Origin of the sequence: Shewanella sp. DC2-4 (assembly GCF_013248875.1) — a bacterium.
Classification (GTDB): Bacteria; Pseudomonadota; Gammaproteobacteria; order Enterobacterales; family Shewanellaceae; genus Shewanella; species Shewanella oncorhynchi.
Map to the genome: position 1 here is coordinate 1,852,066 of NZ_JABRVR010000002.1, position 25,829 is coordinate 1,877,894.

Below are 25,829 nucleotides of genomic sequence, written 5' to 3' on the forward strand. Positions count from 1 at the left end.
ATAGATAGTTATGTCGCGCTAAGTTATTAAGGTGATAGAGAGGCTAATCATGACGATTTTCAGTGTTTGCGCCCGAGCGAGTCACAAACACATCCTAAGCATTCACACTTAAAACGCACAAGAACCTGTTGCGTCGAAAGCTTGATTGTTGGAATTGTCAGCATGTTCTGAAGCGGCGCTATTTGAAATTCTTTGGATCAGTGCAGCACTATTAACGGGGGCGCCAATGACCACTTTTAATTGGTCACTGAAGCTTAAAGCGTCTTCATTGATGACTAATACATTGAATAATTTGAGTTTGTCTCGGCAGTTGAATGTGGATTGATCTATCAGCCTGGCTAGCGATGCTTGCCAGAGTAATTGGTAGTAGAGCGGTCCTTCGTTGGCGATAGCATTAAAGCTGTAGGGATAATCCTTGGTTTGCGGCCAACCTTGGCCAAAGCTGGCACTAAACTCTGCAGCGAGATCGGGATAGACTTGTGCACTTGAGTTTTGGTAAAAGTTGACTGCAACCTTAGCGCGAAAGACTTTAAGCTGCTTCGAATAAGCTTTAGCCAGTGTTTCACGCTCCTGTAAATAGGTGTGCTCAAATTGCGGAAATAGTTGATGGCGTAGCACTTCAGCTAACCAGAGGCTCGCCACAAAATAGCTATCTTGACTCTGTCCCATGGCATTGTTGAGGTAGAAATGACTCGCTTTAGCAAGGGAAGTGACAGCCTCTGCGATGGATTCGGTTAATTGCTCAATGTCTTTGTAGTTACTCAGCTGTGGTTTGAGATCCAACGCTTGTTGTCCAAATTGCTGGCCGAGTACACTTTGACGCAATGTCTGCTGTTGACTACCTTGCTGTGGATTTGGGTTATACGTCACATAGATTTCACCTAACAATCTTTGCTGGTGGTAGACCCTGACGATATGTGGCCGATTGGGATCGGCAGGTATTTTATCGACCTTAGCGGTTTCTATGGTCTCAAACTGCAAACCAAACACTTGCAGATAAGTAAAGCTGCGACTCAAGACGTCAGAGGTTTGCCATGTCGGCCCCTTGGCTGATGCTTGTTGTGACAGGGTTCGCCCAATATCCCAGGGAGCCATTTGCAGATCTTGGGTTTGGCTATCAAGAAAAGCTTTGACTAATTCAGGGGACGATAACTGCTGCGAACTAAGCACTAATGCGCTGTAATCGGTAAAGCCTGCAGCAGTGGAAGCTTGTTGGCGCTGCTCAGCAATTCGCTCTAATGCCGTTTGATTGGTTTCACTGGCTCTGGCTTGGTAGGCCTGCCATACATTTTTGCGACATACGGCGTTTTCTTGCGTCAGTAAGTAACTGGCGATAGTGCCAGAAAAGTCGCTCTGCTTTGAACTGTCGGGCTTCGGCTCGTCACTTTTATCCTCTTTTTTATGCAGATGATGTTGCTGAGTCACTTCAGGTTGGCATTGGCTGTCATTGAAGGCAAGACTAAATTGTTGACTGCCTAACCCTTGGCCTATGCTGGCTTGCGCTGTATGTAATTTCGCTTTCTCCTCGGCGCGCCAATGTTGTTGTAGCAATTGTTTAAGCTGTTGGCTCAGCAGTATTTGTTCTGCATTGCCTTGGGCTAAGGCGTAGGCGAGTTGGCTAAATTCTGCTTGGCTGAGAAGTTGCGACAGGGTGTCGGCGAGGTGTAACTGGCATTGCAGTAAACCTTCGCGCTCTTCACTCGGTAAGTTAAACCCACGGTAATAGTTGAGTCTGTCGTTGATATTATTAAGCCCTAACATCTGTTGCTCAAAAATAAGCGCGCGCTGGGCCAAGGTTAATTCAGACGCAGTTAAACGCGCATTGGCGAACACAGTTGCGAGATCAATACTTGGCAAACGCAGGCATTGTTCAACTAAAAGGGGAACAGGGCTTGGCGCCGCATAGGCGGCATTCGTAACATAAAGGCTCAAGCCAAACAGGCTAACCAGTAAAGTGGGTTTTAACATGGGTAATGTGTTCTGCATCTGTGATGGAATGAGTTAACTTTGACTTAGTATCCAATTGAGTTAGCTTCAAGTCATTGTTATGCATGAAACCCTGTTCTGTTCTGGATGTCAACGATAAGGGTGGGAGTCGCAAATGTATTGCTATTCAAGGAAGGAGTTACACTGAGCTGCTGAACACCTACAGATTCCAGATGTACTAGAGGAATGGTGTTCTTTCGGCTTTTGATATCAGCCATTACCAACTCAAACCCTGAGGACGTAATGACTGATATTTGCTTACTTCAGACTGAAAAGGTTAGTTTAAATCCTGATTAGGCTGATTTTTCACCGCGATAATCGTGGCGCGTTTGGGCGCAGGATAACCTTCAACCGTTTTGGTGATGTCGTTAGGATCTAGGTATTCAACCAGTGATTCGTTGGGCATCCAGTCGGTACGGCGTTGCTCGGCAAGGGTAGTGACATCGGTATCGACACAACGGATATCAGTGAAATCACACTTTTTTAACCATAGCATGAGCGCGGCAACGGACGGAATGAACCATACATTATTCATTTTGCCATATCTATCTTGAGGCACGAGTACGGCATTTTCGTCGCCATCTATCACCAAGGTTTCTAGCACGAGCTCACCACCGGTGCGCAATTGATCACGCAGCTGTAACAAGTGATCGATAGGCGAACGTCTGTGATACAAAACACCCATGGAGAAAACCGTGTCAAATGCATCGAGCGGTGGCAGCTCTTCAATACCCAATGGTAACAGGTGTACAGGGTGATGTGTGCCCGCTAAACGTTTGACGGCTTCAAACTGACATAAAAACAACGGCGAAGGGTCGATACCGACGACACGTTTGGCACCTGAGCCCAACATGCGCCACATGTGATAACCACTGCCACAACCGACATCGAGCACAGTGCGGTTTTTCAGCGGCGAAATATGTTGCTTAACGCGGTCCCATTTCCAGTCACTGCGCCATTCGGTATCGATATGGATGCCATGAATGTGGAAGGGGCCTTTACGCCATGGCATAAAAAGGCGCAGCAGGTTTTCTAGCTTCTCTTTTTCACCAGGGCTGAGTTGCTCGCCGCTACCGACGGTCACGCTATCGATAAAATCTATTTGATCTGGTGCAGGATAGTGCAGCTTGTTGAGCACTTTTTCCCACTTTGGCAGGTTGCCGTGTTTATGATCTCGTTGCCACTTGCCTAAAATGCTCGGCAGGGTTTCGAGCCAGTGTTGTAGATTCGAATCGGCGATTTGTTGGTAAAACGAGCTAAAGCTGATCACTTGATGGCCACCATAGAAGCAAAGTTAAAGCATTGGAACCAGAGACTAAAGTGACTAAAGCCTTGGCTGGTGAGTCGTTGTTGATGCGTGGTTAAGGTGTCGGGCTTCATGACATTTTCCAGCGCACTGCGTTTTTGGCTGATCTCAAGTTCGCTGTAACCATTAGCGCGTTTAAAGTCCAAATGTTGCTCTTCCAATAGGGTTTGGATAGGAGCATCTTCGAAGCGAATTTTTTCAGACAGCACTAAAATCCCGCCGGGATTAAGACCCTGATAAATCTTGGCTATCAGGGTTTCTCTGTCTTCTGGTGGTAAAAATTGCAAGGTAAAATTGAGTACCACTAGTGAGGCATTTTTAATATCGATATCGCGAATATCACCGCAAACCAGATCGACGTCTGTATCGCTGACATAGGCATTCAGGTTCTCTTGGCAGCGTGCGACCATAGATTCACTGTTATCTACAGCAATAATGCGACATTGGCGGCCTTGGATTTGGCGACGAATACTTAAGGTCGCGGCACCGAGTGAGCAACCCAAATCGTAAATTTGAGTATTTGGCATGACGAAACGATCTGCAAAATCGCCTATGGTATTGATAATTTGCGCATATCCAGGCACTGAGCGGCGGATCATGTCACTGAACACACCTGCTACACGGTTATCAAACTGGAAATCGCTAATATGCTCGCTCGCTTGAGCGTAGATAGTGTCTTGAGAAACGTTCATCTGAGATTTTTCATGGGAATTCAACTGCGCATTTTAACGAATCAGAGCGATTAGCAGCAAGTCTCATGCTAGTAATTTGCGATAAATTTTTGTCTAATACTTAATAGATAACAAAATCGTTACATGTACATCAAGTACTAAGGGCTCAACTTGAAGTTTGTGATCCACTTAATTGTGATCTTGTGCAGCTGTTTTTTGAGCATAACGGGGCAGGCAAGTCCGTTGTCCTCTGAGCCATTAATCATCGTTATGGGTGAGGATAGCTTTCCCTATCAATATGTCGACAACGATGGCGAGCCGACTGGATTACTGGTTGATTTATGGAAAGAGTGGGCTAAACAAAGCCATACCCAAGTCGTTTTTGTGGCACGCCACTGGCATGAGTCCCTTGATCAACTGCGGCAAGGTAAGGCGCAAGTGCATATCGGCATGGGGAAAACCCCAGAGCGAGAGCAAGAATTTGATTTTGCAGTGCCCATTGCTGATGTGGGCACTTTTTTGTATTTGCATAAATCCTTGCAGGGCAAAAAATCCATCAAAGAACTGATCCCCTTTCAAATTGGTGTGGTAGCGGCTTCATCCCATGAAGCGGAATTACACCGTATCGAACCGCAGCTTGTGTTTAAACGCTACGAAAGTCGTGAGAAATTATTGGCAGGGGTCGCCGCGGGCGAGATCGTAGTCTTTGCGGGGTTAGAAGGCTATTTAAAAGATCCCGACTCATCCCAAGAGATTGCCGCAAACTTTCCCAATACTGCCCGCCTTCAAATTAAGGCGATGCAGTTTGTACCCGCAGTTCAAAAGGGCAATCTTGCATTAGTCGATAAGATCAATAAAGGTTTCACTGCGCTCGATGTGCACTTTATTCAGCAAACGGAGCGACGTTGGCTTGGCTATCAACGTCAACAAGCTGGACTCGTTATTTCGATGCAACTGGGCGTCGAGCCTTTTGTGGACTTAGGGGTCGATGGTTTACCCCATGGTTTGTATGTGGACATGTGGCAGCTTTGGTCTGAGAAAACGGGTATTGCCGTTGATTTTATTTCTGGTGATATGAACTCCAGCGTGGATGATGTTCGTCGCGGTCTCGCCGATGCCCACATAGGTTATCCTGAAAGTGATGATGTTAAAACGGGCCTTACTCAGGCTTGGCATTTATATACGGTGAAGAGTCGACTCTTTCTCTATCAGCAACAGTTAATCGATTTAGACAGCTTAAAAGGTAAACGTATTGGTGTGGTGCCGACAGCGCCTTATTTGGTGGATTTGCGTAAAGCATTACCCCAAGTGTCACTGCGTTATTACGACAGTATGGATGCCATGGTGGCGGGGGCGAGGTCTGGAGAAGTTGTCGGTTTTATCGCCGCGGGTGCATGGACATCCCATTATTTACTGCTCAATAAAGGCTGGTCTGACTTTAGCCAGTATCCTGATCTCGAATTTAGCACCAACATTTATGTGCTGACCCGTAGCGATGATGCTGGCCTTACACAGAGGATAGCCAATGGGTTTAACAGTATTAGCAATCAAGAATTTGCTGAGATTGAACATAAATGGATGCTCAATCCTAAAGATCATGTTTTTACCCAAGCTGAGCGCCATGTCAGCCTAAGCCCAGCAGAACAGGCCTATGTGGAAAGCGTAGGCGAGCTCAAAGTCGGTTATCTAAAACAATGGCCACCGATGGAGTTTATGGATGAACAGGGTGAGTTTGCGGGGATCAATAGCGATATCGTCAAATTGCTCAAGGAACAACTCAAACTTAAGCTCACGCCCGTTGCCTTTGATGATTGGCATTCGTTAATCGAGGCGTTGCAAAAGGGCGAGGTGAGTTTAGCCGGCAGTGTCGCGCAAACGGCGGAGCGCCAGCAGCGTTTAGCGTTTAGTGAAGCCTATTGGCCATCGCCGTGGGCCTTAGTGTCGCAACTGGAACAAGTCTCGGTTTTTAATATTGCTCAGCTCGCAGGTCAAAGGGTGGCTGTGGTTGAGGGATATCATTTGGTGGCGCAATTGATGAGTCTGGAGCCTTCGCTCAAGTTAGTCATAGTGCCAAATACGCAGGCCGGATTAGCGGCCGTGACGAATGGCAATGCGGATGTGTTTATCGATAAAGTGGTGACTTTAGCTTCTGAGCTTAAAACCAGCCACTATCCGACACTAAAAATGTCGCTGCTCAGTGATCTCGCCGATCAGCATAGTCATATTGGTGTTTATCCTCAATTTGCGCCGCTAGTGCCGCTGATTAATAAAGCTTTGGCTTTGGTTGATGCTCAACATCAGCAAAAAATATATACGCGCTGGGTGTCATTTTCAGTGGCGACAGAGAGCGCTAAATATCTGCAATGGCTGCGTTATATCGTGTTTGGCGTGATAATCTTGTGCTTAGTGATGGTGGCTGTGTTGTTAGTGAATCGTCGCTTAAATCGTGAGATCACTCAGCGATTGGTGGCTGAAAAACGTTTGTTGCATGTGGCTAATCATGATGCTTTAACTCAGTTGCCCAATCGTGCCTTACTTGATGACAGACTAACCCAAGCTTTGCTATCTCATCGCAGAGAACAGGCACATTTCGCTTTGTTATTCATCGATCTCGATGGTTTTAAACAAATCAATGACCAACACGGTCATCCCATTGGCGATGAATTACTGGTACTGGTCGCCCAAAAGTTAACCAAGGTTATCCGTGGCTCAGATACCGTTGCGCGATTTGGCGGCGATGAGTTTGTTATCCTGCTAAATCGTGTGCAAGATCTCGATGCTGCAACCCAAGTTGCTGATAATATTCTACAGGCACTGTCGAGCCCTTTGCTTATTCAAGGCGTCAGTGTCAGCATAGCAGTCAGTATTGGCGTGGTGATATACCCCCGCGATGGTGACACAGCCATCGGTTTATTGAAAAAAGCCGATCAGCTGATGTACCAAGCAAAAAGTAGCGGCGGGCGTTGTTATCGCTCAGCTTGATGTTTTTTTGAACGCTCATGCTCAGATAGTGCGTTCGCCTCTAGTCAAGGGCGTAAAACTGTTTGATACTTCACCGCCTAAGTGTGAAGTACTTTGGTAATCGGCATTATTTTACTATAATGCCGCTTTTATCTCGTTTTGATTATTTCCAAAGCACCGGTTTCCGGATAAAGGATAGAGTTAGATGCGCAGTCATTATTGTGGAGACGTCAATAAGTCTCACGTTGGACAAGAAGTTACCTTGGTAGGTTGGGTTAATCGTAGCCGTGATTTGGGTGGCGTTGTCTTTTTAGATTTAAGAGACAGAGAAGGTCTCATCCAAGTGGTCTATGATCCAGACTTACCTGAGGTGTTCAATGTCGCTAGCACGCTGCGCGCCGAATTTTGCGTTCAGGTCAAAGGCTTAGTTCGTGCCCGTCCTGATAGCCAAGTCAATGGTCAAATGAAGACGGGTGAGATTGAGGTCTTAGGTCAAGCCTTGACGATTATCAATGCTGCCGATCCACTGCCATTGAGCATGGATAACTACCAGAACAACAGCGAAGAGCAACGTCTTAAGTATCGTTACTTAGATTTACGTCGCCCAGAAATGGCGCAGCGATTAATTTTCCGCGCTAAAGTGACCAGTTCTGTGCGTCGTTTCCTCGACTCAAACGGTTTCTTAGACATAGAAACACCGATCCTGACCAAGGCAACCCCAGAAGGTGCCCGCGATTATTTAGTACCAAGCCGTACTTATAAAGGTCAGTTCTTTGCCTTGCCACAATCACCACAGTTGTTTAAACAGTTGCTGATGATGTCAGGCTTTGATCGTTACTATCAAATCGTAAAATGCTTCCGTGATGAAGACTTACGTGCCGACCGTCAGCCAGAATTCACCCAAATCGATATCGAAACGTCTTTCATGAGCTCTGAGCAAGTGATGGCGAAAACCGAAGAGATGATGCGTGGTCTGTTCCTTGAAATGCTGAACGTCGATCTCGGCGAGTTCCCGCGCATGACCTACAACGAAGCGATGCGTCGTTTCGGTTCAGATAAGCCAGATTTACGTAACCCATTAGAGCTGGTGGACATTGCCGATTTACTCAAAGAAGTCGAATTTGCGGTATTCTCTGGTCCTGCGAACGATGAAGAAGGCCGTGTTGCTGCACTGCGTATTCCGGGCGGCGCTGCGCTGTCTCGTAAGCAAATCGATGATTACACTAAATTTGTTGGCATCTATGGTGCTAAAGGCTTAGCGTGGATGAAGATTAATGACCTAAGCCTTGGCTTAGAAGGCATTCAATCACCTGTGCTGAAATTCTTAAACGAAAGCATAGTCAATGAAATCGTGAGCCGCACTGGCGCGCAAACTGGTGACATTATCCTGTTTGGTGCAGATCAGGCGACTGTGGTTGCCGAATCTATGGGCGCACTGCGTCTTAAAGCGGGCGAAGATTTTAGCTTATTGCAAGGTGAATGGCGTCCACTGTGGGTAGTTGACTTCCCAATGTTTGAGAAAATCAACGGCAACTTCCACGCGGTTCACCATCCGTTCACCGCACCGCGCGGCGTAACGGCAGCTGAACTTGAAGCTAACCCAGCAAATCGCGTTTCTGATGCTTACGATATGGTATTAAACGGCTGCGAATTAGGCGGTGGTTCGGTGCGTATCCACAACCAAGAAATGCAGTCTGCGGTATTCCGTATTCTGGGCATTACTGACGATGAAGCCAAAGAGAAATTCGGATTCCTGTTAGAAGCGTTGCGTTACGGCACACCGCCACATGCTGGTTTAGCGTTTGGTTTAGACCGCATCATCATGCTGATGACGGGCGCAAGCTCAATCCGTGATGTGATGGCGTTCCCTAAAACCACCACTGCTGCTTGTCCGCTGACTAACGCGCCTGGTTTTGCCAATCCGCAGCAGTTAGCTGAACTGGGTATTGCCGTGGTTGAGAAAGCTGTTAAAGCGGAAGACTGATCTTTTGTAAGAGGGTTTTGTAAGGCGACTTTTGTAAATCGACCTTATTCAAATCGACATTATGTAAATCGTTTTAGTGTAAGTCGATTGACGTTAGCCTTGTCAGTTATTTTTTGTCGTACCGAAAACCGAGGCATGAGCCTCGGTTTGTTTTAGTGAACCGTCATTCCACCGCTTATCAATATCTGTTAGTTCAATCCTTTAAGTAAATAGCCGTTATTTAGTCTTATTCCACCTTCGGCTCTTGATAAGCTTTGCGATGGCACCTAGATGATACCTAAGTAGAGGAGACTTCCCATGGCAGGTCACAGTAAATGGGCCAACATTAAGCACCGTAAAGCGGCTCAAGATGCTAAACGCGGTAAACTCTTTACTAAATTCATTCGCGAGTTAACCGTTGCAGCCCGTGAAGGTGGCTCAGATCCCGACTCCAATCCACGATTACGTGTCGCCATCGATAAAGCCCTCGGTGGTAATATGACCCGAGACACGGTTGAGCGTGCGATTAAACGCGGCGCCGGTGAATTAGAAGGCCAGCAACTCGAAACCATTCTCTATGAAGGTTATGGCCCAGGCGGCACCGCTGTGATGGTTGAAACCATGACGGACAATCGTAATCGTACTGTGAGTGGTGTACGTAATGCGTTTAGTAAATCGGGCGGTAACTTAGGCACGGATGGTTCGGTTTCTTACCTGTTCACTAAGCGTGGAGTGTTATCCTATGCGCCGGGAACCGATGAAGATGCATTGATGGAAGCGGCGCTTGAAGCGGGCGCGGAAGATATTGTCAGCTATGATGATGGCGCGGTGGATGTGTTTACCGATCCTGTTGATTTCTATACGGTGAAAGAGCAGCTCGATAAAGCCCATTTTGTGGCGGAGAATGCCGAAATCGCGATGATAGCCTCGACGAAAGCTGAGCTTGATCTAGAAACCGCCGAAAAATTTATGCGCCTTATCGACACTCTTGAAGATCACGATGATGTGCAAGAGGTGTATCATAATGCGGAAATCTCCGATGATGTGATGGCAAGCCTAGGCTAGATTGACTGTGAGCTGAATTGGGGCGTCAATTGATGCCAATTTCAGCTCGCAAACGCTTACGTAGGAACAGGGACGCAAATGTAGATCCCCTATAAGGTATTGAATGGCAATTATTTTAGGTGTTGACCCAGGTTCACGGATCACAGGCTACGGCGTGATCCAATGTCAGGGACGGCATCAGATTTACCTCGGCAGTGGTTGTATTCGCACTTCGTCTGAAGAACTGCCTGGCAGGCTCAAGCAAATATTTGATGGGATCACTGAGATTATTCGTCAGTATCAACCGGACGAATTTGCGATTGAGCGCGTATTTATGGCAAAAAATGCCGATTCTGCGCTCAAGTTAGGCCAAGCACGCGGCGCGGCCATTGTTGCTGCCACAGTCGCCAATTTACCTGTGGCCGAATACAGTGCGACTCAAATTAAGAGCGCCGTCGTGGGTACGGGGCGAGCACAGAAAGCCCAAGTACAACACATGATCCAACAACTACTTAAGTTACCCGCAGCCCCACAAGCTGACGCTGCAGATGCACTCGGTGTTGCTGTGTGTCATTATCACACTAGCCAGAGTTTAATTGCATTGAGTGGCCGGGCAACGGCAAGAACATACGGACGGTACAGATGATAGGTCGTTTACGGGGCGTGCTCGTTGAGAAACAAGCACCAGAAATTTTGATCGATGTTAATGGTGTTGGTTACGAGTTGCAGATGCCGCTGACTAGCTTTTATGAGCTGCCTGAAGTTAATCATGAAACTATGGTCTACACCCACTTTGTGGTGCGTGAAGATGCACAGCTTCTCTATGGTTTTATCACTAAGCAGGAAAGGGCGTTATTTCGCTTACTGATCAAGACCAATGGTGTCGGTCCCAAGCTTGCTTTGACCATTTTATCAGGCATGACAGCCGCAGAATTTGTGGGTTGCGTTGAGCGCGATGATATAGTGACCTTAGTGAAATTACCCGGTGTTGGCAAGAAGACCGCCGAGCGGTTACTGGTAGAAATGCGCGATAAGCTCAAGAGCTTGATGGAAGCCTCCGCAGGCTCAGAGCGTGAGTTCGTGCTGCAATCCAATTACTCACCCGCACCGACAGTCAATAGCGCCGAAGAAGATGCTATTTCAGCTTTAATTTCGCTGGGTTATAAACCACCGCAGGCGAGCAAATCGGTTTCTGCAGCCTACAAAGAGGGCATGGATTCAGAAACTCTGATCAAAGCCGCCCTTAAATCGATGCTTTAATTGAACAATTATGATAATTAAGATGAAAGCTGCGATAAGGAATAACAATGATTGAGGCAGACAGACTCATCCAGCCGCAGATCCAAGCTCAAGATGAATCCATCGACAGGGCAATGCGCCCTAAAATGCTCGATGAATACACGGGTCAAGATGACACTCGGGCACAGCTTAAGGTGTTTATTCAAGCGGCAAAGAATCGTAATGAAGCCTTAGATCATATGTTGATTTACGGTCCGCCGGGATTGGGTAAAACCACCTTAGCCATGATTGTTGCGAACGAGATGGGGGTGAACATTAAATCCACCTCGGGGCCTGTGCTGGAAAAAGCGGGAGATCTCGCCGCACTTTTGACCAATCTCGAATCCGGTGATGTGTTATTCATCGATGAAATCCACCGATTAAGCCCAGTGGTAGAAGAGATTTTGTATCCAGCGATGGAAGATTACCAGCTGGATATCATGATAGGTGAAGGGCCAGCGGCACGTTCTATCAAGCTTGATTTACCGCCGTTTACTCTAGTGGGCGCGACAACACGGGCAGGGGCTTTGACTTCACCACTTCGGGCGCGTTTTGGGATCCCGCTACGGCTTGAATTCTATAACATCAAAGATTTAAGCACCATAGTCACGCGTTCGGCGCAGGTGATGGAACTGGATATTGATGCTGAAGGTGCATTTGAAATCGCACGCCGTTCACGTGGTACACCACGGATAGCTAACCGACTGCTTCGCCGCGTGCGGGATTACGCGCAGGTGAAGCATGATGGCGCTGTCACTAAGTTTGTTGCTGACCATGCACTAGACTTGCTAGATGTCGATAATGAAGGTTTTGATTACATGGATCGCAAGTTACTACTCGCCATTATCGATAAGTTTATGGGTGGCCCAGTTGGACTCGATAACTTAGCAGCAGCCATAGGCGAAGAACGCGAAACCATTGAAGATGTGCTAGAGCCCTTTTTGATCCAGCAAGGTTTTATCCAACGCACGCCCCGCGGCCGTATTGCAACCGCACGGGCATATCAACATTTCGAATTGATCAAACCCGAGTAATCATCATTTTGATGATACAGACTCTAAGAGGCGACCTAAGTGGTCGCTTTTTTTATAAAGAAAATTTGTCCTTGAATGTGGTCCGTATGAGATGTAAGTCATTTATTTAAGAATAAGAAATAGGGAGTGTTTAGAGGGATTGGAAGCTAATACTTATATTTAAAATTAATATACAAGATCAGTAACAAATAGTCATTTCAAAGACGTGTAGAATTATTTGTACCTTAATTGTTAAACCATAATTTTAGACGTTGTTAAAATGCATAATTAGCACAATTGATACATAGTGTATCTCTGTTTTAATGCAATTTATCTATGTTTATCGGTATTTTAGCGCTTTGGCTATCTGTGGATATTGCTAGATATGCAGATTTAACAATAGTTAATCAATACACTGTTCTTCTAGATAACTTTAATAAGGATTAAAAAGTGTGATCCGCATCACATTTTTTAATGTGCAAAATGTTGCATTCATGTTTCTTATTAACAGTCTTAAAGTCTGCTTAATATCCACATCTTGGTGATTAACTCTGTATAAGTGTGGTAAATAAGGGTATTAAAAAATAGCATCCAAATTAATTAACCAAATAAATCACAATAATTAACAATTTGTTTTTATTGGTTAAAATTTTGAGCATTGACGGAGTTAAAGTGAATCCTCAGTATCAGGTGCAACACTAGTACAGCAATAGCTGTACAAGCTGTAAGCATAAAAATAATAGTAAGATCTAGGGAGCATTCATACATGATCAAAAGAACTAAAGTAGCGTCAGCTATTAACTTAGCTATCGTTGCATCTATCACTACTGGTGCATTTGTTACGTCAAGCGCATTTGCTGCTGAAGAAAAAGCAAAAGTTGAACGTATTGAAGTGACAGGTTCACGCATTCAACGCCAAGATATGGAAACAGCATCTCCTGTGACCGTTATTGATGCTGCTGCGATTAAAGCGGAAGGTTTTACTTCTGTTGACCAAATGCTGCAAGTACAGACTTCGATGGCGGGTGCGGCAATTGGTTCAACAACAAACAACGGTGCAGACGGTGTTGCACAAGTTGATTTACGTGGCATGGGTTCACAACGTACGCTTGTGTTATTAAACGGTCGCCGCATGGTTAACTCAGGTTCAGGCGCTGATAGTGCAGTGGATCTGAACTCTATTCCAGTCGCTATGATTGCACGTGTTGAAATTCTGAAAGACGGCGCTTCAGCTGTTTACGGTTCTGATGCGATTGCTGGTGTAGTGAATATTATCACTAAGAAAGACTTTGAAGGTTTCCAGCTCGATTTTAACGGTAGTGGCACTGACAAGGGTGACGGTAAAAATGGCGACGTAAGTGCACTATACGGTTTCAATACCGATGGTGGTAATTACACCTTTGGTGCTGCTTTTTCTGACCGTCGTGGCGTGATCCAAGGTGACCGTGATTGGACTGAACCTGGTGCAAGTTCATTTATCCCTGAAGGTACTTTAGGCGGCAAGATTAAAGATGCCAATGGCAACTGGGTAGACCGTTCATACGGTTATGATTTTACCCAAGATAGTTACTATCAAACACCAAGTGAACGTCGTAGTTTATTTGCTAACATGACTCAAGAGTTAGGTAATGATGTTGTGTTAACTGCAGATGCTATTTATACCAACCGTCGTTCTAACCAGCAAATGGCTGCTCAACCCGCTGATCTTATGCTAAATGTTTGTGGCGCGGCGGGCGTTCCAGCCGGAGCTCCATGTGTAACGCTTGATAGCGGCATGATCGCAGCAGGTATTAAAGCCGATGATAAGGGTTTAGTTAACTATCGTCGCCGGACTAACGATGTAGGTCCTCGTATTTATACTCAGGATACTGATACTTGGCGTTTATCAGGTGGCTTAGCGGGCACCTTAGATGTTCATACTGGTATGAACTGGGATGTAACCTACACCTATGGTAAAAACCAAGCTAAAACTGCAGTAGATAATTCTATCAATGCATCAGATATGCTTGATTCGATCTATGCAAATCCTAATGCATGGTTTAGTGGCACCCCATTAACACAGCAAATGATTAACGAAATCGGTTATTCAGAGCAAGCAAATGGTGGTAATGAGCAACAAACACTTTCTGCTGGTTTAAATGGCGAATTGTTTGATTTAAAAGCAGGTGCCGTTGGTTTTGCGATTGGTGCAGAATACCGTCGTGAAAGTGGTTTTTATAATCCTGATCCTGTAGTTGTTGCTGGTGAAAGTACTGCTGCTCAACAAGACCCTACAGATGGTAACTATAACGTTATTTCTATTTTCCAAGAAGTAAGTGTGCCTTTCACTGAGAAATTAACGGGTGAATTTGCGCTACGTTTAGATGATTACTCTACTTTTGGTAAAGCAACCACTTGGAAGATTGGCTTAACTTATGCAGCAACGGATGAGTTAATGGTTCGTGGTGTAGCGGCTACTGGTTTCCGTGCTCCAAGTGTTGCTGAATTGTATGGTGGTAACTCAGGTTCGTTTGATTATTTAGATGATCCATGGGGCAATGCTCAAGATCCACAAATTTTAGTAAATCGTACATCAGATCCAGATTTAAAGCCTGAAGAATCAGAGTCTTATACGGCTGGCTTAGTGTATTCGCCAAGCTATCTTGATGGTATGTCTGTGACTTTGGATTACTGGAGTTTCAAAGTTGATAACGCGATTGCGCGTATGGACACTCAAGCAGGTCTAGATGCATGTCATAGATTCCAAGTAGATGGCGATGCAACAGGTGCAGCATCTTGTGAAATTTTCAATATCGGCGCTAATGGCGATTTAGATAATTTAACGAATGCTTTAACTAACGTGGGTACACAAGACACGAGTGGTGTAGATTTCAACTTAGCCTACAGCTTTGAGCTTATTGGTTTAGATTGGAAACTAAACAATGACACAACTTACTTAGTTAACTTCGAGCAGGATGGTGAAAGCTATACTGGTACTATTGATGGTAACTTTGGTGCTTATGCCCGAGTTCGTAACAACTTTAGCTTGTCAGCGGGTCAAGATGATTGGAGTGTTATGTACTTCAATCGTTATATCGGCGGAATGACAGATCTAGCTCAAGGTACTGATGTAGACTCAATTTTGTACCATAACATTTCTGGTACTTATCATATCAATGATATGACGACTGTCAGTTTAGGCGTTAAGAATTTCACTGATGAAAAACCAGTTACTGTTTCTAACGGTAGCGATGGTGGTACAGTTCCACAAGTATATGACACAGTCGGCCGCGTGATTTACGGTGGTGTAACTGTTAAATTCTAAGCTAAGTTCAGACTCTTAGTTTCTAAAAAGCGCCTTAGGGCGCTTTTTTATTGGGAGTTTACGAGATGATTTTAGAGTCGCTAATCATCCGTTGATTGGTTGTTAATATCGTATTTTGTTCACAGTTTTGAACATCACACTTCTTAACGAATGTAATAGCGCTAGAGTCGTCTCGATTCGCATGGTAATATAAATGATATAGATTCTCGTTTGGGCTTTAAGGATGAGTAAAATACTCTTGGTCGATGATGATCCATTGTTTAGCGTGTGGTTAGCTGATGCCCTATGTACGCAAGGGCATGAGGTTAAGTGTGCGGTTAATGGCATAGAGGGTCTGGCATGCATTGAAAGTTTTGCTCCAGACATCATAGTGCTTGATTTAGTGATGCCACAGATGAATGGGTTTGAGTTGCTAAAAGCGCGTGAATGTTCAACGCCAGTATTGATGATTTCAGCACGTGACAATGAAGATGATCGCATCACTGGTTATGAATTGGGGGCAGATGATTTTCTGAGTAAGCCGTTTAGCATAAAAGAGATTTTTGTCCGCTTACGAGCCTTAGAGCGGCGTCTCTGTGCCGGTCACTCTCACTCGCCGCAAATGGCGACTGTGGCGGCTAAAGTGATTAACTTCGATGAAATGAGTTATAGGATCACTATTGGCACCCGCTATGTCGATTTGACCCAAACCGAGTTTAAATTATTTAAATATCTTTTTGAAAGAAAAGGCCAAGTCATCACCAAGCAAGAGTTGCAGCGCTCAGTGCTACAGAAAGATTTGGGCCGATTTGACCGTAATCTGGACATGCATATTAGTAACACTCGCCGCAAGCTAGCCAATATCAGCTTGCCGCGTAATTTGATAAATACAGTACGAGGCCAAGGTTATAGTTTTATGGTCTAATATCTTCATTAATTTATAGCGAAAGGCTCTTTTTTTTGTGGATTTTAGGCGTGTTAACTGGTTAATTAAAGGCCGATTGCAAGTGTCTTGACTGAATTTAATGGCTTTCGTTTTCCCCTTGGGATGTTTTGGTTTATTCTATCGGCCATATAATAAAATGTGCCGTGTGCTATCTGTCGCACGCCATTAAATTGCCCTTAGTTTTAACAACCTATTAGGAATCATTATGCGGATCAGTGCCAACTTTGATGGCGGAAATATCCAAGTCGTCAATCTTGATAATAAAGACGATATTCAACTTGCTATCCGCCCTGATGCGGGTGGTGAGTTTTATCAATGGTTCAATTTTCGATTTGAAGGTGAGGTGGGTAACCATTACACCTTGAATATTATCAATGCGGGAACCGCTTCTTATACCAAGGGATGGGAAGATTATCAGGCGGTGGCCAGTTATGATCGCCAGCATTGGTTCCGTATTCCGACTCAATATCAAGACGGTAAACTGAGTATTAGCATAGAGTTAGATTGCGATGCCATTCAAATCGCTTACTTTGCACCCTACAGCTATGAGCGTCATTTAGATTTACTCAGCGGCGCCCAGTTACACCCAGATGTCAATTTAGAGCATTTAGGCCTGACCTTAGATGGCCGCGATATTACTCTGATGAAAGTAGGGAATGGCGATCCTTCTAAACGCAATATTTGGATCACCGCCAGACAACATCCGGGTGAAACGATGGCTGAATGGTTAGTTGAAGGCCTAGTGAATCGTTTACTCGATAATGACTGTCCCACGGCAAAGGCGCTGCTTGATAAGGCTAATTTCTATATAGTCCCCAACATGAATCCCGATGGCAGTGTCAGAGGCCACCTGCGCACTAATGCGATTGGGATTAATCTTAACCGCGAGTGGCAAACTCCGAGTTTAGAAAAAAGCCCTGAGGTATATCACGTCGTCAACAAGATGCAGCAAACGGGTGTTGACCTGTTTTATGATGTGCATGGTGATGAAGGCTTACCTTATGTGTTTCTAGCGGGTTGTGAAGGCGTTCCCGCTTACAATGATAAACTCGCGCAGCTGCAAGCGGACTTTAGCCAAGCATTGACCTTAGCCAGTGCCGATTTTCAAACTCAGTTTGGCTATGATAAAGATGAGCCAGGCCAAGCGAATCTGACCGTAGCGTCTAATTGGGTTGCCCAGACCTTCAAGTGTTTATCAAATACCCTTGAGATGCCGTTTAAAGACAATAACAATCTGGCCGATCCTTTTGTGGGTTGGTCACCAGAACGCAGTATTTATTTAGGTGAAGCATCGCTGATTGCCATGCTCGCCGTTGTTGATAAGTTACGTTAGGGCGAGGCTGATATGGCATTAATTGAATGTCCGGTGTGTCGTAAACGTATGTCGAGCAAAGCGCCTTCATGCCCCCATTGCCAAGCAAAAACCGATGGCGACAATGAGTCCTTATCGCGCATTAGCCATATTCAAAAGTCCAGCAGCTTAATGAATCAGAGTTTCGTTGCTATGACCTTGTTCATTGCTGGTGTGGTGATTTGGTTTTGGGGTGGGGAACCCGCCGAAGGTATGCGGGCGAATATCGCCGGAATATGTTTTGTGTTTGGTTTTGTAGGTTATCTCATTACACGAGTCAGAATCGTGTTACATAAGCGGAAAAGTGTATGACGGATATCAATCAAGTGATCGATCAAATGCCCATTGAAGTCTATGAAAGGCTTCGCAGTGCTGCTGAGCTGGGTAAGTGGGAGGATGGTACTGTGTTGAGTGAGACTCAGCGTGAATCGACTCTGCAGGTGGTGATGTTGTATCAAGCGCGTAAGCTTGAGCAAACAGAGCATTTCACTATTGCATCTGACGGTAAAATAAATGAGCTGTCTAAGGCCGAGCTGAAAAAGCAATTCCGCGGTGAGCCGATTGCTGGCTTTAAAGCGCAGGATTTATAATTTCTGACTGGCCGCGCAGATCGGCTTGCAAGGTGTGCTTTATTAGGAATTAGGTGTAAGTCTGAGGTTGGCAAAGGGAGCTAGCATTTTATCTTTTGTTAGTGATATCAATGCTAACATTGATTTGATATCAAATAACTTCAATCCAACTCTTGGTCCGCAAAAGTCTTAAAATAAACGCTCATTTAGTGCTGTTAAGTCTGAACTAAAATCTAGTCTGAGTTTAAATCAAAAAAGCCCATCAAATATGGGCTTTTTTTGTTGCTAGCGTTTGAGGGCAACAAACAGATTAGAAGACACTATCTTTAATCTATGCTCAGTTCACCGACTAGATTTTGTAACATGGCCGCTTTTATCTCAGCTGGCTGCAAATTTTTAGATAGCAAATAATGCAGTTTTGCTAAGGCCGCTTCTATGGTCATATCGGCGCCACTGATCACGCCTGCTTTGGCTAATGCATTGCCTGTGGCGTAGCCGCCCATATTCACCTTACCTTGGAAACATTGGGTTAGATTCACCAGCACTATGCCACGTTCATCTGCTTGCCTTAAGGTTTTGAGTAAGGCGGCATCCTGCGGTGCGTTACCCACACCAAATGTCAGCAGTATGAGGGCTTTAACTGGCTGTTGCAGAATGTTCTCAAAAATCTGTGTCGATATCCCAGGATACAAGGTCACCACACCGACAGGTTGTGGGCTGATATGAGCGACTTCTAATGGGGTATCGTTGGCTACCGTGATTTTGCCTGCGCGTAGATTGATTTTGATCCCCGCCTCAAGCAGTAGTGGGAAGTTGGGTGAGGCGAAAGCATCGAAACCGTCGGCATGGGCCTTAGTCGAGCGATTACCCCTAAAGAGTTTGTTATTGAAGAATAAACACACTTCCGCAACTGGATAATTCGCCGCTATATAGAGTGAGTTCAATAAATTGGTTTGGCCGTCTGAGCGTAGCTGGGCGAGGGGAATTTGCGAGCCCGTCACTATCACAGGTTTTGACAATCCTTGCAGCATAAATGATAGTGCTGAAGCCGTGTACGCCATGGTATCTGTGCCGTGAAGGATCACAAAGCCATCGTACTTATCGTAATTAGCTTGTATATCGTCGGCGATCATCTGCCAATCGGTTGGTGCCATATTGGAAGAGTCGATAAGCGGGCAGTATTCGTGGATCACAAATGTCGGCATTTCTTCATGGTAAAACTCAGGCATAGATTGCACGCACTGAGTCAGGAATCCCGCGACGGGAACAAAGCCGTTATCGGTCTTTTGCATACCGATGGTGCCACCAGTATAGGCAACATAAATGGAGCGTTTAGTCATTCTTGTCGTTTTCTTAGCTTCAAGTGGCCGAATTATACGATTTTACTGACATAAACCCAATAAAAAAGCCCGGAGATCCGGGCTTTGTCTTTGTCATCATCTTGAAGTTGCGAGCTGCAACCTAGACGCTGGCAGATTTAGTTCATCATATTGCAACTATCACAGTAGATGTAGACGTTATTTGGATCATCAAAAGAGGTTAACGTTTTCAAACTGCTAGTCCACTGTTGTAGCATTTGCTCTAACATCGATGACTGACTTAGTGAGGCGGGCAGGTAGCTCGATACTGAGGCAAACATCTGCTGCATGAATTTTTGTTCGGGTGTCAGCTCTTGTTCGATGACGCGGGTATCAAATAGCGTCATATCCGCGAGTTTAGCGGCTTTAGCTATGGCTTCATCTACATCACCCAGTTCATCGACTAAGCCAAGTTCAAGAGCCTTTTTACCGCTCCAAACGCGGCCTTGAGCAATCTTATCGACTTGTTCTATGGTCATCTTACGTTCTTTGGCGACCAGGGAGATAAAGTCTGAATAGCCGCGTTCAATATGACGTTGGATAATCGCTTCAATCTGGGGGGAAAGTGTGCGGGTAACAGATAATCCTGCCCATTCTGAGGTCGATACGCCATCGGTATGCACGCCTATACTGGCCAATGAATCTTCAAAGGTAGTGATCATGCCAAAGATCCCAATCGAACCCGTGAGTGTCGTTGACGTTGCGAAGATATAGTCGGCACTGGCTGAAATCCAGTAACCACCGGATGCGGCTAAACTACCCATGCTCACAACCACGGGTTTACCTGCTGCTTTAAGTGCCAGTAATTCTTGACGAATCTGCTCAGAGGCAAAGGCGCTACCGCCAGGGCTATCAACACGTAATACTAAGGCTTTAATGTGCTTATCAAAACGTGCCTTACGTAGCAGTTCGGCAGTGCTTTCGCCGCCAATTTGGCCCGCAGGTTGAGTGCCGTTCAAAATTGTGCCACTTGCCACAATAATACCAACACTGTCTTGCTCTACAAAGCTGGGTAATGGCGTCACTAAGGTTAAGTAATCATAAAAACTGACTTGCTTGAAACTGTCACCACTGCTGGCTTTTCCTACGGTTTCTAGCATGGTTTTACGAAAATCTTCTGTGGTCGCTAGGTTATCAACCCATTTCATGTTGATTGCCATTGTGGCTGAATCGCCATTGGCTTTATCGAGTTCTGCCAAATAAGTGGTTGCGTCGGGCACCAGAGAATTCGGTTCGATATTACGATTGCCTGCAACCGTTTGTGTGTAGCTTTGCCATACATCGGCTAACAGTGCACTACTGGCTTCCCGCGCAGCATCTGACATATTGTCACGTATGTAGGGTTCAACCGCAGATTTAAAGGTCCCCACGCGGAAAATATGCGCTTTGACTTTGAGTTTTTCTAAGGCCGATTTGAAATATTGGTTGTACATACTCAGGCCATCAAGCGAGACACCGCCTTGGGGATTGAGGTAAATGGTGTCGGCAAAACTGGCGAGGAAATATTGATTTTGCTCGTAGTAGTTGCCAATGGCGATGACTTTTTTACCGCTCTCTTTAAAGCGATTGAGTGCATTTCCGATAGATTGTAGTTTGCTGATCCCAGCACGTTTAAGATCGACCAGATCGAGCACTAGTACGCTAATACGTTGATCTTGCGCTGCATTGTCAATGACATAAAGCACATCGGCGAGTAGGATTTCACCATCGGCGTTGGCATTTTGGCCTTGTTTGAATGCGGCTTCTAAGGGATCGACTTGTTGTTTCTGATCGACAATAGAGCCGGCTAAATTAAGCACCAGTGCCGAATTATCTTCAACTTGGATATCTTCGCTACTGCCAATGGAGATAATGATCGCGGCTAAGAGTCCAAAAAAGATTAGATTGAGGATGAGTTTACGTGTCCCGTTCAGGGTGTGCCAAATAAACAAACATATTCTCTTGAAAAACGATGGGTTAGCGGACATCTGCCACTCCTTTATAAGTCCAATCTGCCAATGCTAACTGAAAATGGCGCTACAGGCTAAACACAATTGTAAAGGATTTTGACTGATGGCCTCGATCCAACGGTTGAGCTTAGATTTGACACAAGGTATGCTGATTTAAATCACTTGTTTTAAAAGGATGTTTGAATGTCGTTTCCCCATTTATTAGAACCCTTAGATTTGGGATTTACCCAGCTCAAAAACCGTGTGCTTATGGGCTCAATGCATACAGGTTTGGAAGAAGAAAAGGGCGGATTTGAGAAACTGGCAGCGTTTTATAAAGAACGCGCTTTGGGCGGTGTAGGTTTGATTGTGACGGGTGGTATTTCCCCCAATCTTCGTGGTCGCCTTACGCCCCATGCCTGTCAGCTGAGTTTTCCTTGGCAAGTGGGTAAGCATCGCGTGGTAACGCAGGCGGTGCATGAGGCTGGCGGTAAGATCTGTATGCAAATGTTGCATGCGGGACGTTATGGCTATCATCCTTTTTCCCAAGCACCAAGTAAGATTAAGTCACCCATTACACCCTTTACGCCGTCTGCGATGTCCAGCCGTCAAGTGCGCTCGACCATTAAGGATTACGCCAGTTCGGCCGCCCTTGCCAAGAAAGCGGGTTACGATGGTGTTGAGGTGATGGGCTCTGAAGGATATTTGATCAATCAGTTTGTCAGTGCGCGCACCAACACTCGCACCGATGAATGGGGTGGTGCGTTTGAAAAACGGGCGCAATTCCCGATTGAGATTGTTAACGCGATACGGGCAAAAGTTGGTAAAGATTTCATCATTATCTTCCGTTTATCCATGCTCGATCTGGTGGATAACGGTTCGACTTGGGATGAAGTAGTGCAACTGGCCCAGTGGTTAGAGCAAGCTGGTGTGTCCATTCTAAATACGGGCATTGGCTGGCATGAAGCGCGAGTACCGACCATTGCGACAAGCGTGCCCCGTGGCGCCTTTGCGTGGGTGACAGAAAAGCTCAAACAATCTGTTGCCGTTCCCTTAATTGCGACTAACCGCATTAACACCCCTGAGATTGGTGAGCAGATTATCGCCTCTGGTCAAGCTGACATGGTGTCGATGGCGCGGCCTTTCCTTGCTGATCCTGAGTTTGTGAATAAGGCTGCGGCGAACACGCCGGAGCTTATCAACACCTGCATTGGCTGTAACCAAGCTTGTCTTGATCATACTTTTTCCCTCAAGCGCGCAACTTGCTTAGTGAATCCTCGCGCCTGTTATGAGACTGAAATCAACTTCTTACCCACAGCCAATAAAAAGCGTATTGCGGTGATGGGGGCAGGCCCTGCGGGCATGGCGTTTTCTGTTTATGCCGCTATGCGAGGCCATCACGTTGTCTTGTTTGAAGCGAAATCTGAGGTGGGTGGTCAGTTTAATCTCGCCCGTAAAATCCCTGGGAAAGAAGAGTTTAACGAGACTATTCGTTATTTCATTAACCAAATTAAGCTGCATAAGGTGGAGCTGAGATTAAACACTCGCCTCGATGCCAGTGTGCTGGCGACGGAAAAGTTTGATGAAGTGGTAATCGCCTCAGGCGTTGTGCCGCGTGATTTAGTCTTACCCGGTTTTGACGACCCACGGGTGGTCGATTATCAAAAAGTGCTCTCGGGTGAAGTGACTGTCGGTAATACGGTGGCCTTGATTGGCGCTGGCGGTATAGGGTTCGATATGGCGCACTTTTTGTGTGAGCGCCAGTCGAGCACCTTGAACCCCGATAAATGGCTGCAACAGTGGGGCATAGATAAAACTTACCTGCATGCAGGCGGCCTAACTGAACCTCATTCCGACAATACTGATCATCGTAAGGTGTTTTTACTGCAACGTAAAACGTCGAAGATGGGCAAGGGCTTAGGTAAAACTACCGGCTGGATCCACCGTCTTGTGCTTAAGCAACATGATGTGAAGATGAAAACGGGCGTGAGTTACGATAAGTTTGATGATGCTGGACTGCATATTCGCGTGGGTGAAACCGCTGAAGTGCTGGCCGTTGATAACGTCGTTTTGTGTGCTGGGCAAGAATCGAATCGCACGTTAGTGGATGAGATGAAAGCGACGGGCCTGCCTGTGCATCTGATTGGTGGCGTAGATGTCGCGGCAGAGCTTGATGCTAAGCGTGCAATCCGCCAAGGCGCTGAACTGGCAATGCGTTTATAGAAAGTCGATAAGCCTTACGTTTTAAGCGTTAAGTATTCAATGTTAGATCCTGAAAGCCTGAACTTGTGTTCAGGCTTTTTTGTTTTAGTTTATTTGTGTGAATGCATTGAAAATAGAGAGAAGGGAAAATAGTGGGTTTTAAAACGTTTGGTATCTAATGGCGCGGATTGAATAAGGCTGTATTGAAAGGGGCTGTTTGTCTTAAAGCTACTCTTTGTTTAAAAGCTCATTTTTGTTTTAAAGCGATTTTGGGTTTTAACGCCACATCTTGTTTAAAACAGCTTATTGAACAATCGAGTCTTGCCGTTATGAGTCTTCAAACACTGCCTGTTTCTGCGTGCGTGTGTCACTTGCTACATTTTGTGTTTGCTTTGGCTTAGCCAAACTGGCTTTATTCTGATGAGATTGACACGCATAGGTGACCACAGCTGCACCTTCAGGTGACAAGTCCAGCTCTAAATCTTCGGTTGGCACACAGCAGCAGGGCAAACATTCATCATGTTTGAGTTCGGCTAAGGGTTCGTTTAAGTAGCTGACTTTTCCGCTGATGACGCGTGTTTTGCAGGCTCCGCAGAAACCGTTACGACATTCTGAGAAGATTTTGACTTTTTTGGCTTCGAGCGCTTGCAGCAAAGTGCCTTGTTGCTCGGTAAAGAGCAACACAGGTTGACCTTGAAGGCGCACGATTGGCGCCTTCGCAAACAGGTTTTGTGGCCGTTTTTTTGATGTCACTGTTTTAATGCCATTTTGTAACGTCACTTTTAAGTGTCTTATAGATCGAAGTCGAGGAACTCATCACCATCAACCGCGGAGTCGATTTGGCCGACAAGGTATGAAGAGACTTCAACTTCCTGTGGTGCAACTTGCACTGCATCGCTTTCTAACCAGTTTTTCATCCAAGGTAATGGATTGGTTATTTCTGGGTATGGTTGCGGTAGATTCACCGACTTCATGCGTTGATTAGTAATAAACTCAACGTATTGGCACAGGATCTGTTCATTCAAACCTATCATAGAGCCGTCTTTGAACAGGTATTTGGCCCATTCTTTTTCTTGCTCTGCGGCTTTGAAGAATAAATCGAAAGCTTCCTGTTGGCATTCTGCAGCAATTTCACCCATTTCTGGATCGTCTTTACCGCCTTGCATGATGCTTAAAATATGCTGAGTGCTGTTTAAGTGTAAGGCTTCATCACGGGCGATTAAGCGAATAATTTTCGCGTTACCTTCCATGAGCTTACGTTCAGCAAAGGCAAATGAGCAGGCGAAGCTAACATAGAAACGAATGGCTTCTAGGGCGTTGACTGACATCATGCACAGGTACAAGGCTTTTTTCAGGGTGCGGGTGTTTACTATGACTTCTTTGCCATCGATGACATGGGTTCCTGCACCGAGTAAATGGAATATCTGAGTCAGTTGGATCAAATGATCGTAATAAGCGGCGATATCGGTCGCACGGCTTAAGATTTCTTTGTTCACGACGATATCGTCGAAGATCACTGAAGGATCGTTAACAATATTGCGAATGATGTGGGTGTATGAGCGCGAGTGAATCGTCTCAGAGAAAGACCAAGTCTCAATCCAGGTTTCTAATTCAGGCAGTGACACCAGCGGCAAAAAGGCCACATTGGGCGAGCGGCCTTGAATCGAGTCGAGTAGGGTTTGGTATTTCAGATTCGAAATAAAGATGTGTTTTTCATGATCAGGCAATGCACCGTAGTCAATCTTATCGCGACTGACGTCTACTTCTTCCGGGCGCCAAAAGAAAGATAACTGCTTTTCTATCAGTTTTTCGAACACTTCATATTTTTGTTGATCGTAACGAGCCACGTTGACCGATTGACCTAAAAACATAGGTTCACGGGTGGCATCGTTAGGTGTTTGACAGAAGGTAGAGTAGGCCATGGTGCTATTTTTCCAATGGATAGGGATCCACTAAATAGGGATCCCTAT

The 25,829-nt window shown here is 45.6% G+C and carries 19 protein-coding genes; 12 read left to right on the plus strand and 7 right to left on the minus strand.

Annotation, left to right across the window (positions count from 1 at the left end):
- Positions 1 to 108: 108 nt before the first annotated feature.
- The 3 genes from HQQ92_RS08865 to cmoA all read right to left on the minus strand — a co-directional run bounded on the left by HQQ92_RS08865 (position 109) and on the right by cmoA (position 3,984).
- A complete protein-coding gene (locus HQQ92_RS08865) occupies positions 109 to 1,968 on the minus strand; it encodes a M3 family metallopeptidase (RefSeq protein ID WP_173244716.1) in 1,860 nt (619 codons plus the stop codon).
- A 295-nt stretch (positions 1,969 to 2,263) separates the two neighbouring features.
- Complete coding sequence (gene cmoB, locus HQQ92_RS08870) at positions 2,264 to 3,256, minus strand: tRNA 5-methoxyuridine(34)/uridine 5-oxyacetic acid(34) synthase CmoB (RefSeq protein WP_113940377.1); 993 nt, start codon at positions 3,254 to 3,256, stop codon at positions 2,264 to 2,266.
- Positions 3,253 to 3,984 (minus strand): carboxy-S-adenosyl-L-methionine synthase CmoA, encoded by a 732-nt coding sequence (gene cmoA, locus HQQ92_RS08875; protein WP_173244719.1) that lies wholly within the window; start codon positions 3,982 to 3,984, stop codon positions 3,253 to 3,255. Before cmoA ends, cmoB begins: the two co-directional genes overlap by 4 nt.
- Positions 3,985 to 4,134: 150 nt before the next feature.
- Here cmoA and HQQ92_RS08880 point away from each other — a divergent pair, with 150 nt between their 5' ends.
- From HQQ92_RS08880 to HQQ92_RS08930, 11 genes are all read left to right on the plus strand, one after another.
- Positions 4,135 to 6,945, plus strand: coding sequence for a transporter substrate-binding domain-containing protein (locus HQQ92_RS08880; protein ID WP_173244721.1), 2,811 nt, complete (start codon positions 4,135 to 4,137; stop codon positions 6,943 to 6,945).
- 184 nt (positions 6,946 to 7,129) lie between these two features.
- Positions 7,130 to 8,908, plus strand: coding sequence for an aspartate--tRNA ligase (gene aspS, locus HQQ92_RS08885; protein ID WP_028759851.1), 1,779 nt, complete (start codon positions 7,130 to 7,132; stop codon positions 8,906 to 8,908).
- A 297-nt stretch (positions 8,909 to 9,205) separates the two neighbouring features.
- Positions 9,206 to 9,952 carry a YebC/PmpR family DNA-binding transcriptional regulator gene (locus HQQ92_RS08890; protein WP_173244724.1) on the plus strand — a complete coding sequence of 249 codons (747 nt, stop codon included), beginning with the start codon at positions 9,206 to 9,208 and terminating at the stop codon, positions 9,950 to 9,952.
- Between the two features lie 103 nt (positions 9,953 to 10,055).
- Positions 10,056 to 10,577, plus strand: a complete 522-nt coding sequence (ruvC, locus tag HQQ92_RS08895) for a crossover junction endodeoxyribonuclease RuvC (protein WP_006081743.1) — start codon at positions 10,056 to 10,058, stop codon at positions 10,575 to 10,577.
- Positions 10,574 to 11,191 (plus strand): Holliday junction branch migration protein RuvA, encoded by a 618-nt coding sequence (ruvA, locus tag HQQ92_RS08900; protein ID WP_028759853.1) that lies wholly within the window; start codon positions 10,574 to 10,576, stop codon positions 11,189 to 11,191. Before ruvC ends, ruvA begins: the two co-directional genes overlap by 4 nt.
- A gap of 47 nt (positions 11,192 to 11,238) precedes the next feature.
- Complete coding sequence (gene ruvB / locus HQQ92_RS08905) at positions 11,239 to 12,243, plus strand: Holliday junction branch migration DNA helicase RuvB (RefSeq protein ID WP_028759854.1); 1,005 nt, start codon at positions 11,239 to 11,241, stop codon at positions 12,241 to 12,243.
- Positions 12,244 to 12,988: 745 nt separating this feature from the next.
- Complete coding sequence (locus tag HQQ92_RS08910) at positions 12,989 to 15,526, plus strand: TonB-dependent siderophore receptor (protein ID WP_173244727.1); 2,538 nt, start codon at positions 12,989 to 12,991, stop codon at positions 15,524 to 15,526.
- A gap of 223 nt (positions 15,527 to 15,749) precedes the next feature.
- Entirely contained in the window at positions 15,750 to 16,430 is a 681-nt protein-coding gene (locus HQQ92_RS08915) for a response regulator transcription factor (protein WP_028759856.1), read from the plus strand.
- Between the two features lie 226 nt (positions 16,431 to 16,656).
- Positions 16,657 to 17,784, plus strand: coding sequence for a M14-type cytosolic carboxypeptidase (locus HQQ92_RS08920; RefSeq protein WP_028759857.1), 1,128 nt, complete (start codon positions 16,657 to 16,659; stop codon positions 17,782 to 17,784).
- Between the two features lie 12 nt (positions 17,785 to 17,796).
- Complete coding sequence (locus HQQ92_RS08925; RefSeq protein ID WP_028759858.1) at positions 17,797 to 18,114, plus strand: hypothetical protein; 318 nt, start codon at positions 17,797 to 17,799, stop codon at positions 18,112 to 18,114.
- The gene (locus HQQ92_RS08930) at positions 18,111 to 18,392 is read left to right on the plus strand and encodes a YeaC family protein (RefSeq protein WP_028759859.1); all 282 of its coding nucleotides are present in this window, start codon (positions 18,111 to 18,113) and stop codon (positions 18,390 to 18,392) included. Before HQQ92_RS08925 ends, HQQ92_RS08930 begins: the two co-directional genes overlap by 4 nt.
- Before the next feature lie 305 nt (positions 18,393 to 18,697).
- On the opposite strand, the gene ansA is transcribed toward HQQ92_RS08930, so the two are convergent.
- Complete coding sequence (gene ansA / locus HQQ92_RS08935; RefSeq protein WP_006086774.1) at positions 18,698 to 19,711, minus strand: asparaginase; 1,014 nt, start codon at positions 19,709 to 19,711, stop codon at positions 18,698 to 18,700.
- A gap of 137 nt (positions 19,712 to 19,848) precedes the next feature.
- A complete protein-coding gene (gene sppA, locus HQQ92_RS08940; RefSeq protein ID WP_173244730.1) occupies positions 19,849 to 21,696 on the minus strand; it encodes a signal peptide peptidase SppA in 1,848 nt (615 codons plus the stop codon).
- A 165-nt stretch (positions 21,697 to 21,861) separates the two neighbouring features.
- Between sppA and HQQ92_RS08945 the strand changes: the two genes are divergently transcribed.
- Positions 21,862 to 23,880: an NADPH-dependent 2,4-dienoyl-CoA reductase gene (locus HQQ92_RS08945; protein ID WP_173244733.1), complete on the plus strand. Its 2,019-nt coding sequence runs from the start codon at positions 21,862 to 21,864 to the stop codon at positions 23,878 to 23,880.
- A 306-nt stretch (positions 23,881 to 24,186) separates the two neighbouring features.
- Here HQQ92_RS08945 and yfaE read toward each other — a convergent pair whose 3' ends face one another.
- Entirely contained in the window at positions 24,187 to 24,612 is a 426-nt protein-coding gene (gene yfaE, locus HQQ92_RS08950) for a class I ribonucleotide reductase maintenance protein YfaE (RefSeq protein ID WP_028759862.1), read from the minus strand.
- Between the two features lie 38 nt (positions 24,613 to 24,650).
- Positions 24,651 to 25,781 carry a class Ia ribonucleoside-diphosphate reductase subunit beta gene (gene nrdB / locus HQQ92_RS08955; protein ID WP_028759863.1) on the minus strand — a complete coding sequence of 377 codons (1,131 nt, stop codon included), beginning with the start codon at positions 25,779 to 25,781 and terminating at the stop codon, positions 24,651 to 24,653.
- Positions 25,782 to 25,829: the final 48 nt, after the last annotated feature.